This is a genomic window from Desulfosoma profundi (genome assembly GCF_055387865.1).
In genome coordinates this window covers 2,357,414-2,373,449 of sequence record NZ_AP042420.1, presented here as the reverse complement: position 1 = coordinate 2,373,449, position 16,036 = coordinate 2,357,414, and the positions used below count along the sequence as shown (strand labels likewise).

The window sequence follows — 16,036 nt, the reverse complement described above, 5'->3', positions numbered from 1 at the left end:
AATGATACCGCAATGGCATAAAACATCAGTCTCACCGTTCAGATCAGTACAGAAGTTAATTGTTTTACACTGTCTTTCCAAGTCAACCACGAGATGTGGGTGGATCTGGGGTGCCGTCCTTCACGATAGAGTTCGAGCCACTGTTGAATGGTACGGGCCAGGGCTTCAGCATCGTCAGTGTTGAAGTAGTGGGCATGTTTACCGACCACCTCGCGGAAAACGGGAATATCCCGTGCGATGATAGGCAACTCATGCCGTGCCGCTTCGATGAGCGGCAAACCGAAACCTTCTCCGAAGGACGCCGCAATCAAGCAAGTACTTGCGGCATAAATCTTTTCCAGATATTCATCACTAATACCCTCAAGCCAGAAGAGGCGATGGCCACGTTCCGGATGATGCCGCAGGCGTTCGGCGAGTTGCTCGACCATCCAACCTTGTCGCCCGACGATAACCAAGTTTACACTGATGCCGCTTCGCCACAGTTCCTCAAAAGCTCCAAGTACTTGGGCATGGCCTTTGTGCGGCTCGACTGTACCTACCATGAGAAAGGTAGGTCGACTGCGCAGGCATGTGAGCGTATGTTCCGCATCAGGGGGCATCCCTAGGGTCGGATGCCTTTGATCCCCATCGGCGCCAAGATGAAACCAACTTACGGTAAACCGGCGATGAGATTCTCGCCGATATTTTACGCTCCACTCGGTGAGTTCATCTGCAACGGCCTTGGAGATGCATATCGCCCCATCGCTTTCTAGGACCACATCTAACCATTTTTTAAACCACACGTCCTGGCCACGCGGGAAAAACTGTGGCAGTTTCACGGGAAGCAGGTCGTTAACCAAAAATTTGACCCGCACATTTTCCCTTCTCAATGCCTGAAAGAATGCACGTAGCTTTATGTGGGCGTGTACCGCGAAATCAAGCGCAAAGAATAAGTCCCCGGGTGCATAGTCGATGGGCTCATCCTCACACAAGCCGTCGTTGATCCCAAGAAAACGCTGTGAAAATTTGCGCGCATAACGGTAACCCCGCATATCCGCGGCATAGACCGGCTCAACACGATAGCCTTTTGGAGGATTGAGCAGCCATTCCCTCAGGACATTGCGCACCACCCGCTGAATGCCCGCACGGTAATCGATTTTGACCACTACAGAGACATCGACCAGCAACTGGCGCATGCGCGGTTTCGGGGGGAAATTCTTGGCAATGCTTCGGGCGGTCTCCAACAGCAGGTCTGCCCCCGCATCCACCAAATCAATGGATAAGTCTTCCGTCAGTCGCATGGCAGGGGGCGAGTTGTCGCCGTAAAAACGTTCGATAGCCTCAGCATACCGATCGGCGCATCGCTTCGGGTTGTGCTGCTGGCTGACATACTGACGAGCGCGTGCACCGAGTGCGGCACGTCTCCCGGGGTCGTCATGTAGTGTGCTTAGAGCCTCAATCAGGGCTTCATCGCTGAAATCTTCGGGCAACATCCACACAGTGTCTTGCGGTAAATCAGCCATGGCGCCGGCGGCTCTTAAGACGGTGGACACACCGAGGTTCATGCAATCCAAAACGGTTACTGGGGCTTCACCTCGCGACATCGCCAACAATTGAACAGCAACATCGGCGGCGGCAAGCCAAGTGCGATAGGTGGCCGCATCGACTGAGCCGGTGATGGTTACCCGAGCGGATTTGTTATGGTCATGAGCTTTTTTCAGCAAAGCCTGTCCGTAGGCGCCGCGGTCAGGTTCGCCAACGAAAACGAGGCGACAATGATGATTTTTCGCACATGTGGAGGCTAACCACGCATCAAGAAGTCGATGATCGAGCTTCTCCGAACCCAGGAAGCCAAAGGTGCACACAACGAAATCTGCTTCGGGAATGTTTAAGTTTCTGCGCGCCGACGCGCGGTCAGGGATTGGCTCATAGGGGCGCAAATATGGTATTATACTTAATATTTTCTGAACATCTGTGCCGTAGTAATGGGCAGCCAATTGAGCAGCGTGCCGCGTATGGACGATGGCGCCACGAGCTCGTTGTAGTATGCTCAAATTGCATGGATAGTCCCGAACATTATGCCCGTTATCTATTCCCAGGAAACGTGATGCCGCCGCGTGATAACCATGGCTGCGGTAAAGAGAATGTGTCCAAAAATGGGGTCTTCCCCCTTTAAGCTCAAGAGATGCCACAAGATCCGACAAAACAAAGTCATGGAAGACAATCACCCCGGGGCACTCAATTGCCAGATCGAGAAAGTTCCCATGCAAAAAAGAGTTTTCGATGTGGTATAGAACACGCTCATATCGCCGGGCGTTCTTGCGAAACCAGGCCACCTCTCGGATCGGGCAGTTGGCAAGCACCCATGGCTCGGAGACCGTGCCTTGAGCGACAACGACCTCGATTTCGTAATATCGCGAAAGCTCGGGCAACAATTGAGCGCTGTATTCGCTGACCGCACTGCCCTCGGGCGCCAAAGCTGAGACGTAGGCCAATCTCGGCCGTCGACTTGATCCCCTGTGAGCGCTGAGTGCGGAGCGGGCTTTGTGCGCAACCATGTGTTCTCGGGCTTTCCACGCACGGCGGGCCGTAATATCCCAAGAAAATCTCCGGGCTCGCTCTAAGGCGTAGGTCTCCAAAGAGGAACGCCATGCATCATCGGTGAGGGCCTTTGTCAACGCCCTCGTAATGGATGTCACGCTATGGGGATCAAACAGCGCATCCTCCCTGTCAATAACCTCGGGAATGCTGGAACAATTGGAGCCGATTACGGCACGACCGCATGCCATGGCCTCCAGAACGGGCAGGCCGAAACCCTCGTGGACCGACGGGAAGATAGACAACTTACACAGCCTATAGAGGTTTACCAAATCATGATCCGATACAGCACCGGTGATGACCAGGTCCCCGGGGGCAAGCCCGTATTTGCGACCTAACTCTTGAATTTCAGCGCAGTGAGTTTCTGTACTCCATCCCACCAAAGCCAGTTGGTGCTGACGGCGGACACTGATGGGCATTGCCGCATAGGCACGAACGAGGTTTGCGATATTTTTTCTAGGTTCTACCGTGCACGTATACATGACAAATGGTCGATTTAGACCATATCTTTTCCTCAGTTGTCGCTCTACCTCAGCGTCAACTTCACCCGGTTGAAAACGCTCGTCGCAGCCGGTTGAAATATTGACAATTTGATGGTCAGCAAAACCCATTAAAATCCTAGCCTCTATCCCTGACCAATTGGATATTGCCAGAAGCAAATCACAGCGGCGCAAATGGTCTATCTTACGGAGATAGAATCTTTGATACTCCGGATCTCTTAAGTAAATATCTCGATAAATCCATGGTATCAGATCATAAAAAATGCAGGCTGTCGGTATCCGGTGATCAAACACCCCCACACTGGTCACTGCACCTGTTACTCCATCCCCGATTTTTTCCGCCCGAAAGCGCTCGAACAAGGAAGTGATGACGACTGCGTCAGGATTCCAGGACTGAATCACAGCCTCACGGAGTCGCTCCGCAACCCGAAGGCGCTGCAAATGGACCTGTTCATTACCAACGACCGGACCAATGCCGTGCCAAACTCGGATGTTCTCTTGCGACATCAGTCCGTCAAACGCAGCGCGAATCGGTTCAATGGTGTGAGGAAAGAGGGCAGAAAGCGCGAGGATGACCTCGTGATCTTTCCGGTGGCGAACCATAGCCTTCGCAAAAGCCATACTGTAACGGCCGATGCCGCGGAAGCGACTTGGGGTCTGGGCACCCTGCATGTCAATGACAATGCGCATCACCTCTTCTCCTGAGCTTTTCTTGTGACACCCAATAGCAAGTTGCTGTACGTTTGGCGCACCCATGGTTTCTTCGCAAAATCCATGCCCACATCAATTTCAACCCAACGAGCGCGGACCACGGTAACGTCAATCCTTCCTGCCTGCCCATATCGTATGTTGCGGACGAGGTTCATTGCAGACTCAGGGGATGCTGAGAAACCCCTGGGCGCCGCCAAGCCTCACCGCACAGGATGGTTCATGAGATTAGAAATCTTGCTGATTAGTTCGCGTGCGCGGGTCTGAACCTGGAGGGCAAAAGCTTCGGCTTGAGCGGCTTGCATGTCGGCTTGTCGGGTACGATCTTCGGCCTGCTGAGCAGGGTTTTCGGCTTCCCAGTAACATGCTGATATAAAATTATCAAAGATTCTGGGCGGCTACTGGAATGTCGTTAAGAAATCGTCCTGTTCCTCCGCCACGTAAACCCATTTGATATCATCACAATAATCGGACTTGTAACCACTACCAAGCACGATATGTTCCCACTTTTCATAGGAATCATCTTGGTTTTTTTGTCTATATGCTCTAACCACGGTGATCCAAGGCCGCTATTTCTGCCAATTATTCCCTATCACCACCGCTGTCTCAAAACCTTCTATATCAATCTTAAGGAAATGCAACGGTTGCCCGGCCGGGACATGCTTCTGCCAGGTTTCTACGAGGGTCATCACTTCGGCTTCTTGCCGCGTTATAGGGTAAGCTGCCGCCAGCTGCTCTCGAGCCGTGATATCAGGCACCGTCGATAGATCCGTGCCCGCGATAAAATTCATTGGGAGCACGCCCTTAGGATCGCGTATCGCCAGGTTGAGGTTGTCATCCAGTGGCTGACTCAGGCACAGCTGCCTGTGAAATTCCGCATTCGGCCCAATGTTGATGCCCCGCCAGCCCCTCTGATAGAAAGCGCAAGCGACCGAACCCACCTGTGTAGAGATTGCTCCGACGTCAATGTAAAATCCACGCTTGACGCGTTTGCGCGCACGCCAGAGCATAACGTCTTCAAAGTTTTCAGCGTAAGAAATAAAAGTCATTTTTCCCCTCCCATGCGGTTCATGGACTGTAAGCCTCGAAATATTTTGAGAGCCTCAAAGTGTGGCGCACCGGTCTAAATCTGCAATCCTTGGCGCGATGCTGATACGTGAAATCGCGTTTGGCCTCCTTTTAAACGATAAGACATCAATACGGACAAGAACACCGAACAATTCAAATCGGTTCGATCTCAAACTCCGTGGAGATTTCGTTTTAGAGAAACAAGTTACCATCTGGCGGAGATGGATCACCTTATCCCTGGAAGAAAGGCCACACGCATAGGAAGAGCACACATTCTCGCGTCCCATGTGGAAGGCTGCAGGATGGCAACCATTCGATACCATAAATGCCGCCCCTTATCCGTCGCGTTCGTTAAGACTGAGGTGCCAGCGCGTCGCGTCGACGTGCCTGATCCAAGTGGAAAGCGAGGTTCAAAAGCATTTCGATATGAGCGTCTCGAGGTCCATCGTGCTGAAGACGAGAAAAAACCCGTTCCAAAGGACGAAAATATTTATACCAAACGTCATTTTCTTCATCCGGTGGCTCTTTGCCGTTCGAGCCGGCATCCCGACAACCTTTTTTGCCCAAGAGATAGTCCTTCACGCCTTCACAGAAAGCTTTTATGTTTTCGGGGGTCTGAGGCATGCCGTCCCATACGGCTTTCTTCAGTGCTTTCCAGGCTTGAAGGTTTAAGCGGTCGCATTTTTCGTGAAAAAGGAGGAAGTTTCTCGCTCCGTAATACACACTGGTTGGAGAAGAGAGCCAATCGCCGATAGAGGCTCCGCCTTTATGATAAATCCATGAACGAGGTTGGTAGAGAATCCGCGCCCCTTGCTTCCAACACCGGTAACACAGCTCATTGTCTTCATAGTAAAGGAAAAAATCCTCATCCATGAGACCCGCCGTGTCCCAAAACCATTTTGAAACGAGCATGCTGGCACTGGACACGAAAGGCACCAAGCGCAGCTCCTCGGCCAAGGGGGATTCCGACAGAGGTCTGCCCCCATAGAACACGCGAGAGCCATCAAACTGGACGTCATCCGGCCTAGAGTAACAACGGAGCATGGATCCCACTAATGCGAATTTGAGTCCCTTTTCTTCGCAGGTCATCGCCGTGTAGACCAAGTGCCATAAGCTGAAGGGATGGACCACCGTGTCGTTGTTCAACAGCCAGGTGTAATGCGCGCCCATGGCCATGGCCTGACGAATCCCTACGTTGCACCCCCCGGCAAATCCGAGATTTTTGCCGGTGCGGATGTGGATAATGCGCTTGTCGAACAACGCTTTTTCGCGTGGTGGCGAATCTGGCGAGCCGATTTGACAGAAGATGTTCTGTTTTTGACACCAATGCTGGATATTTTGACCATGCAGGGGATCACTTCCGTTTTCCACAACGATGACGTTGAAATTTTTATAGAACAGTCCTAGCGAGTTTATCGGGTTATTGTCCAGCCCATAGATCGAGGCAAGACATTCGATGGTATCCTGTGATCCATGATAATCGACCAGAATGATCGATACATTGGGATGAGCAGTTGAAATCTCGGCCTGAATGCGTCCTCGCCATTTCTTGTTCAGATGAATCAAGTTGTCCTCTGAGTGGTAGAACCGCCCTGGGGTTTGAGACTCCAAATGGATGAGCTCACTGGAAGCAACATAAAGGACCCGGTAGCCTTTTTCCCGAACACGAAAACAAAGATCCACGTCCTCACAGTCGTTCCGAAACTGATCGTCAAAACCCCCAAGCTCGATAAAAAGATCTTTCCGGATACCGAGACAGGCCCCGGTAACGGCTTGGTACTCTCTTGTTTCCCGGGCCGGCAAGAAATCCCGCGGACGGCCGCGCCAAACGTGCCCCGGGGTAATGGGGGCCGGGACATCGCTGATGATCACGCCTGCATGCTGGAGGGTCCCATCGGGGTAAAGGAGCTTGGCCCCGACAATGCCCACGGTCGGGTCCGTTTCCAAAACGTGAAGAAGCGGTTTCATCCACCCCGGCAGGGCAATGATGTCGTTATTGAGAAAAATCAAAAACCGCCCCTCTGCCAGCCCTGCTCCCAGATTGCATGCCTTGGCAAAGCCGAGGTTTTCTTGATTGTAAATATATGAAATGGAAAGATGGCGGTGGCTTTTTCGAAACGCGGCGATCAAATCGCCCGTTCCGTCCGAGGATCCGTTATCCACGACAAGGATCTCACAGGATTCCCCCCGAAGCGTGTCGGACAGGCTTTCCAAACACTCTTTCGTGAGATCACATCGGTTGAAGACGGGGATAATAATACTCGTTTGGATCATGGCTGACTGTCCTACAGATAAATGTTTCCAACGCCACATATATCCATACTTCGTGTGTCTTTGTTTCCCCTATTTCTCATGGAAGCCATTGGTTGTAAACCGGTATTACATTGAAACATAGAGATGCGCGCGGTTGTTTCTCCTCAAGCACTACCCCGCATGCCTCATCTGCGCATCGCTTCGCAAACCTGCCGGTCTGGGTAGGCTGGCGTATTCTGTCCTTGCGAGATGCTGCCTCCATAACCCCCTTCTGTCGCTGCCTCCGCCATATGCTTACATTTATGAATAAAAGACTTTCCCGACTCAAGAGTGCTTCTCCCCGCCGGATCTTCTGCAGACTGCCACATTTTAAGCTACGCGAAGCTTGCCGACAGCCGTAAGGGTTCGTCGGCACTTCTTTTCCACCATTCCGTATCTCACATATTGCACCTTGTCCCGATTCCGCTACCCACCTTATACGGATTTGACACGGGGTGGGCACCCCATTTGCTTAAAAATTCGCTTAGAATGATCATCGCATTTGGGCCACCGAATTCCAGACTTGAAAATAGACAGAGGCGGATTTTTGTATTGTGTAGTTTTCAAGTACATCCCTCATGGAATTTATTGAAATACGGCGGCGCAACCGTGAATCTTCAATAAGTTCCTCCAAAGCTTCCAACCATTCGTTTACATTTTTTCCATTGACGAGGAATCCAGTTTGGCGATGCCTCACACATGTCTTATAGGGATCAAGATTTGAATATATCCCGACGATTCCACATGCGCTATATTCCAACCATTTTATGTTACTCTTGCACCGATTAAATTGGTTATCCACTAAAGGCGCAAGTGCTATATCTATGCCACACTTTTTTAACAAACACATATATTTTATGTACTCTCCATTAAACGGGTAAACTCTAGTTCTAGGCAAAGCTTGAAGCCTTGGGGTTGTGCAGCCCATAAAGCAAAAGGCAATTTTTCCACCATATTTTTCAGAAACTTTGCAAAAGAGCTCCTCAACGAGCTCCAGATCTTCATGGTGTGTGGGAGTACCAGCATACCCGATCACCAAGGGCTTTTCGGCGGACTTTGGTGAGCTGTTTAAGTCAACAAAGCGACTGTCAATAAAGTTTGGAAGAACGAAGACATTTTTACAATGCCGACTCAAAACACTTTTAAGAGCCTCCGTGGATACGGTTGCAGCACAAAATATTGACAAACCATCCAAAAGACGTTCTTTTAAAGATTCTACTGTAATTTTGTCGGGGTGTGAACTGGGTATAGCAAAGAAGTCATCGTCTGTTTCCCATATAATCGGCTTCCCTGACTTTTCAAGCAGCCTTTTGGAAGATGCATCCAGGCAACTTGGAGCAAGCCGCTGAAAAATGACAATATCCGCCCATTCCAATAACTTGAAATCCATCACAAAAGAGTTGGCACTATATCTGACACCCCATTTTGCGAGCACATGCTCATGCAACTCCGCTATGGGCATCAATAGACGTAGCATTGGACATGCAGACCTAGGATGATCTACACTATAAATGGCAATGTTTATTCTTCCAGATGTTGATATTGAACGAAGAGGCTTCCGCTTACTAGGCTCTTTACCAATGGGCATTGAATCACATTTTCGTTGAAAGTTACAAGATATGTTTTTTTGGATAGATATGGAAAAACGACGTCGCCAAGTGTTTTGAGGAATCATCGCCAGAATGTCATTCATGCTTTTGAATACAACTTCCGGACGGATAGCGTGCATACAAAAAGATTGGCCCAATTGACACCGCGGAATGGTTATGGGGGGCGGCAATTCATGTAAACAGCCGGCACAGTCCACCGGAGCTACAATCGCAGCCTGAAAAGCTCCATAAGGACGTCGTAAGGCCGGATTTGCCATGCCATAGAGGCCGATTGCTGGCGTTCCCACCGCTGCAGCCACATGGAGCAATGCCGAGTCGGGCGCAATCAGCACATCGCTGAGAGCAATGCACGCGCTGGTCGTCAGCAGGTCGCAGCGACTGACTACACTAACCAAACGGTCGTGCTCCTCCATTTTCAGGTCTGATCCTGCACCGACCACAATTCCCGCAACATCTTCCCGTTCTCGCAGTAATTCCAAGAAGCGACACCAATGTTCCAAGGGCCATTGTCGATCAGAAGTTCCACAGGGATGCAGCGCGACCAAATACCGCACCCCCCCTTCGAACCATGAATGCAACTTTTCACCAAGTAAAACTTTTACCGCATCATAATCATAACGATTTGGATACAGTCTCAAACGCATATCGTCGAGAACCACACCCGAAACTTCAACGTAAGCATCAAGGATGTGCCGATCGGGTCTGCGCTCGTAGGCTTCATCTAGGTTGATCACAATATCATCGGAACTTGGCCTGTAACCGGAGGTCGTCGCCATCAACAGATCAATATCAGGGTTATTAATGAAGACTTCGTGGACGTCCGTACTCACTACCAATTGGTGTCCTGGATATTTTTGCCGCAATGCGTGTATTATGGGTGTTGCTTGGAGGGCATCACCTCTGGCATACCGACGCTGGACAAGCACCCGGGACCTGGGCTTAGTTTGGCGCGGACCCCTCATAACCATGAGATAAACCTCATGGCGAGAACGGTCTTCTTGAATGTTCAGCGGCCTAATTTTGGCAATCTCAAAAGGATATTCAGTAAAACGTGGTAAGTCGTATACAAAATAGTTTATCTCAGCGAAATAGGGTTCAAAAAAATTCTGAATGCGCTTTAGATTCCATGCACTCCAATGATTTCGATTGCAATGAAATCCATGCCAACGCTCGCATGGCAGGCTTACAATCATGGTTCCGCTGGGCTTCAAATGCCTTATGAGTTGCTTGAGAAAGACCTCCGGGTCGGCAGTATGCTCAATGGTTTCCAGCGACAGCACCCAATCGAATGGCTCGCCCTCCAGATCCGCCACGTCCCCAGTAAGAAACCGCCCGCGGGGGTCCTGGTTACATCGGCGTGCGAAATCCACTGCACCCTCGTCGATATCCATCCCTAAGTAGTCCTGCAATCCATTATTCCTTTTGAGCAACATTCCCGCTCCGTAACCTGGACCGCAGGCCACCTCCAGCAGCGTTCCCGACATAATGTGGGAACTCGCAAAGCGATAACGCTGAAGCAGCTGTGCGACCGTATAATAGTTTTCCATGCCCGGACACGTCCACCGACCATGTACGGCTGCCGGATCAACCCGCAGCGCTTCCTGGAATCCTGGCAGAGCAAACAACTGACGGGAGTGCAGGTTTTTACCTTCAAGCTGCTGGAATGCTTGGATGGTAAAGGAAGCTAATAGCGGGCGGGGCCAGACCCTGTAGCTATGCGGCCAGACGAGGCGTCCGCTGCGAAGCGGTAAGCCAAGTGCGATGATAAGACCATCGTCTGTCTGCAGATGGAATATCAAATCCAGATAAGGTACCCACCTTTCACCTTCTACTACGGGTTCATACCTCACGGCCACCAAACGAGGCTTCCGCGCTACGGACAAAGCCAGTTGTGCACCTGTCAATATTTGACGCTCATCCAATGTGGGATCGAATTCTATAATATCGTTTTTCATTTCTCCTCCCCATCGAATGAATAAAACTTGTTTTGCTGGTCTCGGATATTTATTTGCCTTGCATGCACTTCATGTTTAAAGCCCCAACCTAATCCCCCATCCCCTACACAAACCCCGCTATAGTGGACACTCCGGTTTCCCTTTGTGGACAGTCCGCAGGTGGGCGATCCCGCGCGAACGATTGAATGTTTCTGTGCTCGGGGCCTTGGGGCTTTGAACGAGCAGGAGAAAATCGAGGTTCTGAGCCTTTGGATCGCCGGAGCGTTGAAGGGAAGATCTTTCGGCATCGACAGGTAATGCGACTGACGAGATGGGTATTGGGTGTTAAGGGGCAATGGTATACCCTGTCCACGATGGAACCGGATCGAGTGTGGACTACCCTTTCTCTCCCCCACGAGCAGTTGATGACCATGCACGAAAAGCGCGGTTTGAGAACAAAGTTTCCCGCTAGGATCCGATCTGATTTGGATTTGCATTGAGTGGCTTTCAGAAAATTTGCTCCTTATGGTCTGGCAGTCAACATCGGCCCGTTGGCTCACAAACTTTTGCATATCCTGGGAGAGAGCCGCCCCACGGGAAACTTTTTTCCAGTTCAGCCCGAAACGAACCGCCATCGTGCGAGAACCGTTCCTGAGCGGCCGATCCAAGCAGCAGGATGGGTAACCCGCAGGGGTCGTCGTTTGAAGATCCAAATGTTTCGACATTCTTCCTGCCTCATGGCTTTCACAGCGCTTGATCCAATTTTTGCCCAGCGTAGAGATCGCGGGAGTAAAAGCCTGAGAGGTTCTCATTTTCTGGTCGTTTTTCGCTCTTGGCATTATTGGGCATCATGTCTCAACGCTTGTTAGCACTTCGCATGCCAAAAGGTCTTCTAGCCCGATCCAGTCAAGTAGCTCATGACACGATGGTTTGCTTCCTTGAAATCCTTTGGCATCTACCGACGTCATCACTAGCTCTAATGGGATAGGCAAATCATTGCCCTTGGGGACTAAGGAGATAAAGGCCAATGAACAGAGAGGGGCCCGCTGGACCTCTGCGAGAAGAGGGATATTTGGCCTGCCGAAACCATGGGCATTAAAATTATTTTGACGCGGTCGATGGTGGTGTAAACTTTTTTGTGTAAGTTCTAAGCGGTACCTTAATTTTTGAAATTGCTCCTATACCTAACACTATCTTACTGCAGATATATGATTGGATTTACATCTCATTTATGCTATAGGGCCTCCTGTCACATTTTCACCCGGCAGGTGCACTCATGAACAAAATTGAGATCGAACAATCTTCGAAGGCCTTCACCAGCGGGCAGGCAGGCTTGGCCCCTGTGGGGAATCTGATCCACGGCACCACGAGCCTGTGCGAGCAGTTGGAAAAGCAAGTGCCAGGGCGACCGATGATCTCGCACGCGAATGTGGTCAAGACCACCCTGGGGCTTCCGTGTCTGGGCAAGAGTGACTTTGAAGCGGCTGCGGGCGTTTCCGGTGATGAGGGGTTCAAAGAGGCTCTGGACGTTCAGAAGGTTCCTTCGCAAGAAACCCTGCGGCAACGTGTGGACAAGCACGCGATAGTTATCGAACGTGTTGCCTGCGCAAGTAGCGTAGAATTGCTTGAGAGGACCCAGGTTCCCGTGACAGCTCTTTCCACGGGTCACGTGCCTTTGGACCTGGATGCTTTCTGCCTGGACAATTCCGACACAAAGAAAGAAGGGGTTTCGCGGACGAACCAGGACGACGACGGAGAGGCGCCGATCGGGGCCGACCTTGGCTGGGAGGGATGGCGTCTGGGCCTGGAGCTTCGCCCGGGGTCTCAGCATTCTCAGAGCGGATTTGTTGGCTTTTTGCGCAAGATCTTGGTGCATGCGCGCAAGGTGACCTGCAAGCCCCTTTTGGTGCGAACGGACGCGGCTCATGATGCCCTGGAATCGCTTGTGGTGCTTCGCCGACACCCCAAGCTGAGCTTTATCATCCAATGGAATCCGCGCATGGCCGACGTCCTTTCCTGGCGTGATCGGGCCTTCAGGCAAGGCCGTGTGAGTGAGCCCCGGCCCGGCAAGAAAGTGGCGGTCTTCAGCACGTGGGTGACGCGACACCATGAAGAGAGAACCTATCGGTTTCGGCTGGCGATCCGGGTCACCGAGAGGATATCGGATAGCGAGGGGCAAATGTTGATCCGGCCTGATATCGAGTCGGGGGGCTGGTGGACGTCGCTTTCCGTCCCTGAAGATGAAGTCGTCGGGTTGTCCGAGAATCGGGGTCTGATCGAGCCGATTCATAGTGAGATCAAGTCCGACCTGGACTTGGAACGATTGCCGTCTGGAAAGTTTGCCACCCATACGCTGGTGTTGACCTTGGGCGGACTGGCTGACAACATTTTGCGCATCCTGGCGCAAAACGGGCTCCTGGCCCATTTTTCGCCCGTACGGCATCGGTCCAAGCGGCGTCGCGTAAAGACCGTGATCCCGGAGCTGATCTATCTGGCAGCGCGCGTGATCCGAAGCGCTCGTCGGCTGAAGCTCCAGTTTGCTCGGCATTGTCCCGCTTTTCACGCTTTTCGGAGTGTTTATCTCAAATTTTGCCCAGCGTAGGGATTGAGGTTACCCCCAAAGTTTGGACAGCTAATCGGAGATTCTAAGCTCTAAAATGGCGGGTTGGCCGAGCCGAGCGGAGCCTCGCGAAGCTCAGGCGAGGCGAGGCCAACCCTACCTTATCCCCTCCTTGGCCGAATGATACACCACCTGTGGGGTCTGGTACCCCAACGACTGATGAGGCCTCTGTTCGTTGTAAAACCGGAAATAGTCCTGCAAACCAAGGAAGGCCTCACGAGGCGCCCCGGAGTCCTTGAGGTAGACCTCCTCGTATTTCACCGACCGCCATAGGCGCTCTACCATGATATTATCCAGAGCCCTGCCCCTGCCGTCCATACTGATCTTTATGTTTCGGTTTTCCAAGACCGAAATGAACTCCTCGCTGGTAAACTGGCTCCCTTGGTCCGTATTGAAAATCCCAGGGGTTCTCTCTCCCAGTGCCTCTTTCAATGCCTCAATGCAAAAGAGGCTGCAAAGAGTGTTGGATAAGCGCCAGGTCAGCACATACCTCGAGAACCAGTCCATTACCGCTACAAGATATAGGAATCCTGCCCGAAGGCGGATGTAGGTTATGTCAGCCGCCCATACCTGATCCGGCCTTTCAATACAAAGCCCCTTCAGAAGATAAGGGAACCTCCGCTGCCCGGGAGCCGCCTTGCTCAGGTTCTTCTTCGGATAAATGGCCTCAAGCCCCATCAAGTGCATCAACCGGCTTACCCGTTTCCGCCCAATCGGATACCCCATTGCCTTAAGAACATGGGTCATCCGCGTAACACCATAAAAAAAGGTCCGCGTGTACTGCTTGTCAATCACCCGCATCAATTCCAGATTCAAAGGGCTCTCCTCGGACTCCTTGTAATAGAAGCTGGAGCGGGAAAGTCCCAACAACTCACACTGCCGCTTGATGCTGATCCTCCCGTTTCCCGGCTCAATTAGGCCCTGCTTCGCTTTATTTGAGCAGCACAGACTTTTTTTTAATCCACTCCAGCTCCATGGTTAGTTGACCCACCTGCCTGTACAACGACTCGATCAAATCATCTTTTTCCTTATTATTTCCATCGTTTCGTATTGAAAATACGTTGGGCAAATGCTCCAATGCCTCTCGCTTCCACCGGACAATCATCGTCGGGTGCACCCCATATTCGGAGGAAAGCTCAGCTACCGTCCTCGTCTCTCTTATCGCCTCCAACGCTACCTTAGCCTTGAAATCCGCACTGTACGTCCTTCTCCCCATGGCCCCTTCTCCTTCCTCACTCCTATCTCCTCCTTACCACATCAGAGCTTAAGGGGCTGTCCAGTTTTTGGGGGTAATTATAGATCGCCGCCGCAAAAGCCTGAAAGCTCCTTTGGCCATAAGGGGGTGAAGAGTGTCCGAAAATGTCTCAGATGGCATCGTCATGAGAGCTTTTCAGTCCTTGAAAAGGTGATGCCCTGAAATAGTGGCTGAATCAGGGTATCGGTGACCCCCAAGATGGGTTCCGAATCCATGCTCGTCAGTCCACCCAATCACACTTCACTGATTCAGGACCTCATCAATCGGATGACATCGATCCTGATAGTGAATCGAGCTGCGACTGACAGCAACTCGCTTCAAGCCAGTGAACAGGCTCTGTCAGAACTCCGACTACGGCTGTTCGAGAAAACTTTTGTCCGCGGGGGCAGAAACAGACCCCGACGCGACAGCCACTGTATAAGCACTGAATGTGCCATACGGCCGTTCCACAAAACTCAGAATGTGAACGTTCGAAGACGTTCGCCGGATGTTGGGCACAGCGATCTCACACCGCATCTTTGCCACCATCACGGCGGCCCAGCCACAGGATTCTCCTCTGATTACCGTGCTGACTGGTCCCGATAGGCGATTGAGTTGTCTAGAACAGGATCGCGGCCAGCTCGGAGATGAAGCTAAGATATAATGGTTAATCAATGTCTTGAAGGTTCTTGCAGCTTCGGGTCGACTCGACAGTGCTTTCAAAAAGACGTCTTTCTCCACGCGTTAGCAAGAGCCCCTGCGGCCGGAGAAAAGGATTCTTCCCCAGGAACGGAACGTCCCGCCGGCTCGGCGTTTTGGCGGCTTTGCGTCAATCCTATGACACTTTGATTCTTTCCGTTTTTGTTATTCGGGAGAAGTGGACCGTGAAATGGGTCCAATGGGAAGGGGAACCTCTGGGTATGATACTCCCCAAGAACTGGACACCCCAGTAACAAGGTGGATGGTAGCTTGTCATACGAAGAAGAAGACGCATTAGGGTGGGGAACATACGCAAGAGTCACAGCGGGGTTTTTAACCCCAAAGTAGCTTTAGAAGCAGTAAAAGGAGAAAACCCTTTCCCAGCTGTCCAGTGAGTTTTGGGTGCATGTCAATCCAATCCCCCAATGGAGAAAGCAGCTCCTCGAAGAGCTCCCAAGCCTGTTTTCCCATCGCTCTGCAAAGCATGAATGAGATCATGAAGAGTTAGTCTCTGAGCTCTATCGCCGGATCGGCCGGCTTAAGGTAGAGCTGGGACGGCTCAAAAAAGCCCCAGATGCTTCTTGAGAAGGGAAACGGGAACTGATAGACCCAGGACATGAAATGATTCCTCTCCGGAGACAATGTCAACTGTTCCGTCTTCCCCGATCCTCCTATGACTATCACTCCCCCCTCTGTGCCAATGAAGGTGAGTCACCTACCCCTTGTTAAATTTGAGTTGGGCGGGTAGGAGACAGGATCAGATGACATCAGTTCAGAATCGGCAAACGGGGGTA

6 protein-coding genes are annotated in these 16,036 nt (G+C 51.5%); 1 reads left to right on the top strand and 5 read right to left on the bottom strand.

The genetic code is table 11. The annotated features are described in order from the left end of the window. Positions 1 to 38: 38 nt before the first annotated feature. The 4 genes from ACZ5K9_RS10235 to ACZ5K9_RS10220 form a co-directional block, all read right to left on the bottom strand. The gene (locus ACZ5K9_RS10235; protein ID WP_464271235.1) at positions 39 to 3,767 is read right to left on the bottom strand and encodes a glycosyltransferase; all 3,729 of its coding nucleotides are present in this window, start codon (positions 3,765 to 3,767) and stop codon (positions 39 to 41) included. Between the two features lie 587 nt (positions 3,768 to 4,354). Continuing rightward, positions 4,355 to 4,834 (bottom strand): FkbM family methyltransferase, encoded by a 480-nt coding sequence (locus ACZ5K9_RS10230; RefSeq protein WP_464271234.1) that lies wholly within the window; start codon positions 4,832 to 4,834, stop codon positions 4,355 to 4,357. A gap of 370 nt (positions 4,835 to 5,204) precedes the next feature. Then, entirely contained in the window at positions 5,205 to 7,127 is a 1,923-nt protein-coding gene (locus ACZ5K9_RS10225; protein WP_464271233.1) for a glycosyltransferase, read from the bottom strand. Positions 7,128 to 7,638: 511 nt separating this feature from the next. Further along, positions 7,639 to 10,710 carry a methyltransferase domain-containing protein gene (locus ACZ5K9_RS10220; RefSeq protein WP_464271232.1) on the bottom strand — a complete coding sequence of 1,024 codons (3,072 nt, stop codon included), beginning with the start codon at positions 10,708 to 10,710 and terminating at the stop codon, positions 7,639 to 7,641. A 1,255-nt stretch (positions 10,711 to 11,965) separates the two neighbouring features. Here ACZ5K9_RS10220 and ACZ5K9_RS10215 point away from each other — a divergent pair. After that, a complete protein-coding gene (locus ACZ5K9_RS10215) occupies positions 11,966 to 13,291 on the top strand; it encodes an IS1380 family transposase (protein ID WP_464271231.1) in 1,326 nt (441 codons plus the stop codon). Positions 13,292 to 13,405: 114 nt separating this feature from the next. Here ACZ5K9_RS10215 and ACZ5K9_RS10210 read toward each other — a convergent pair. After that, positions 13,406 to 14,525, bottom strand: a protein-coding gene (locus ACZ5K9_RS10210) for an IS3 family transposase (protein ID WP_464271230.1) whose coding sequence is annotated in 2 segments (ribosomal slippage) — positions 13,406 to 14,258 and positions 14,257 to 14,525 — 1,122 coding nt in all. Because the reading frame shifts where the segments join, the coding sequence is not laid out codon by codon here. Between the last annotated feature and the right edge of the window lie 1,511 nt (positions 14,526 to 16,036).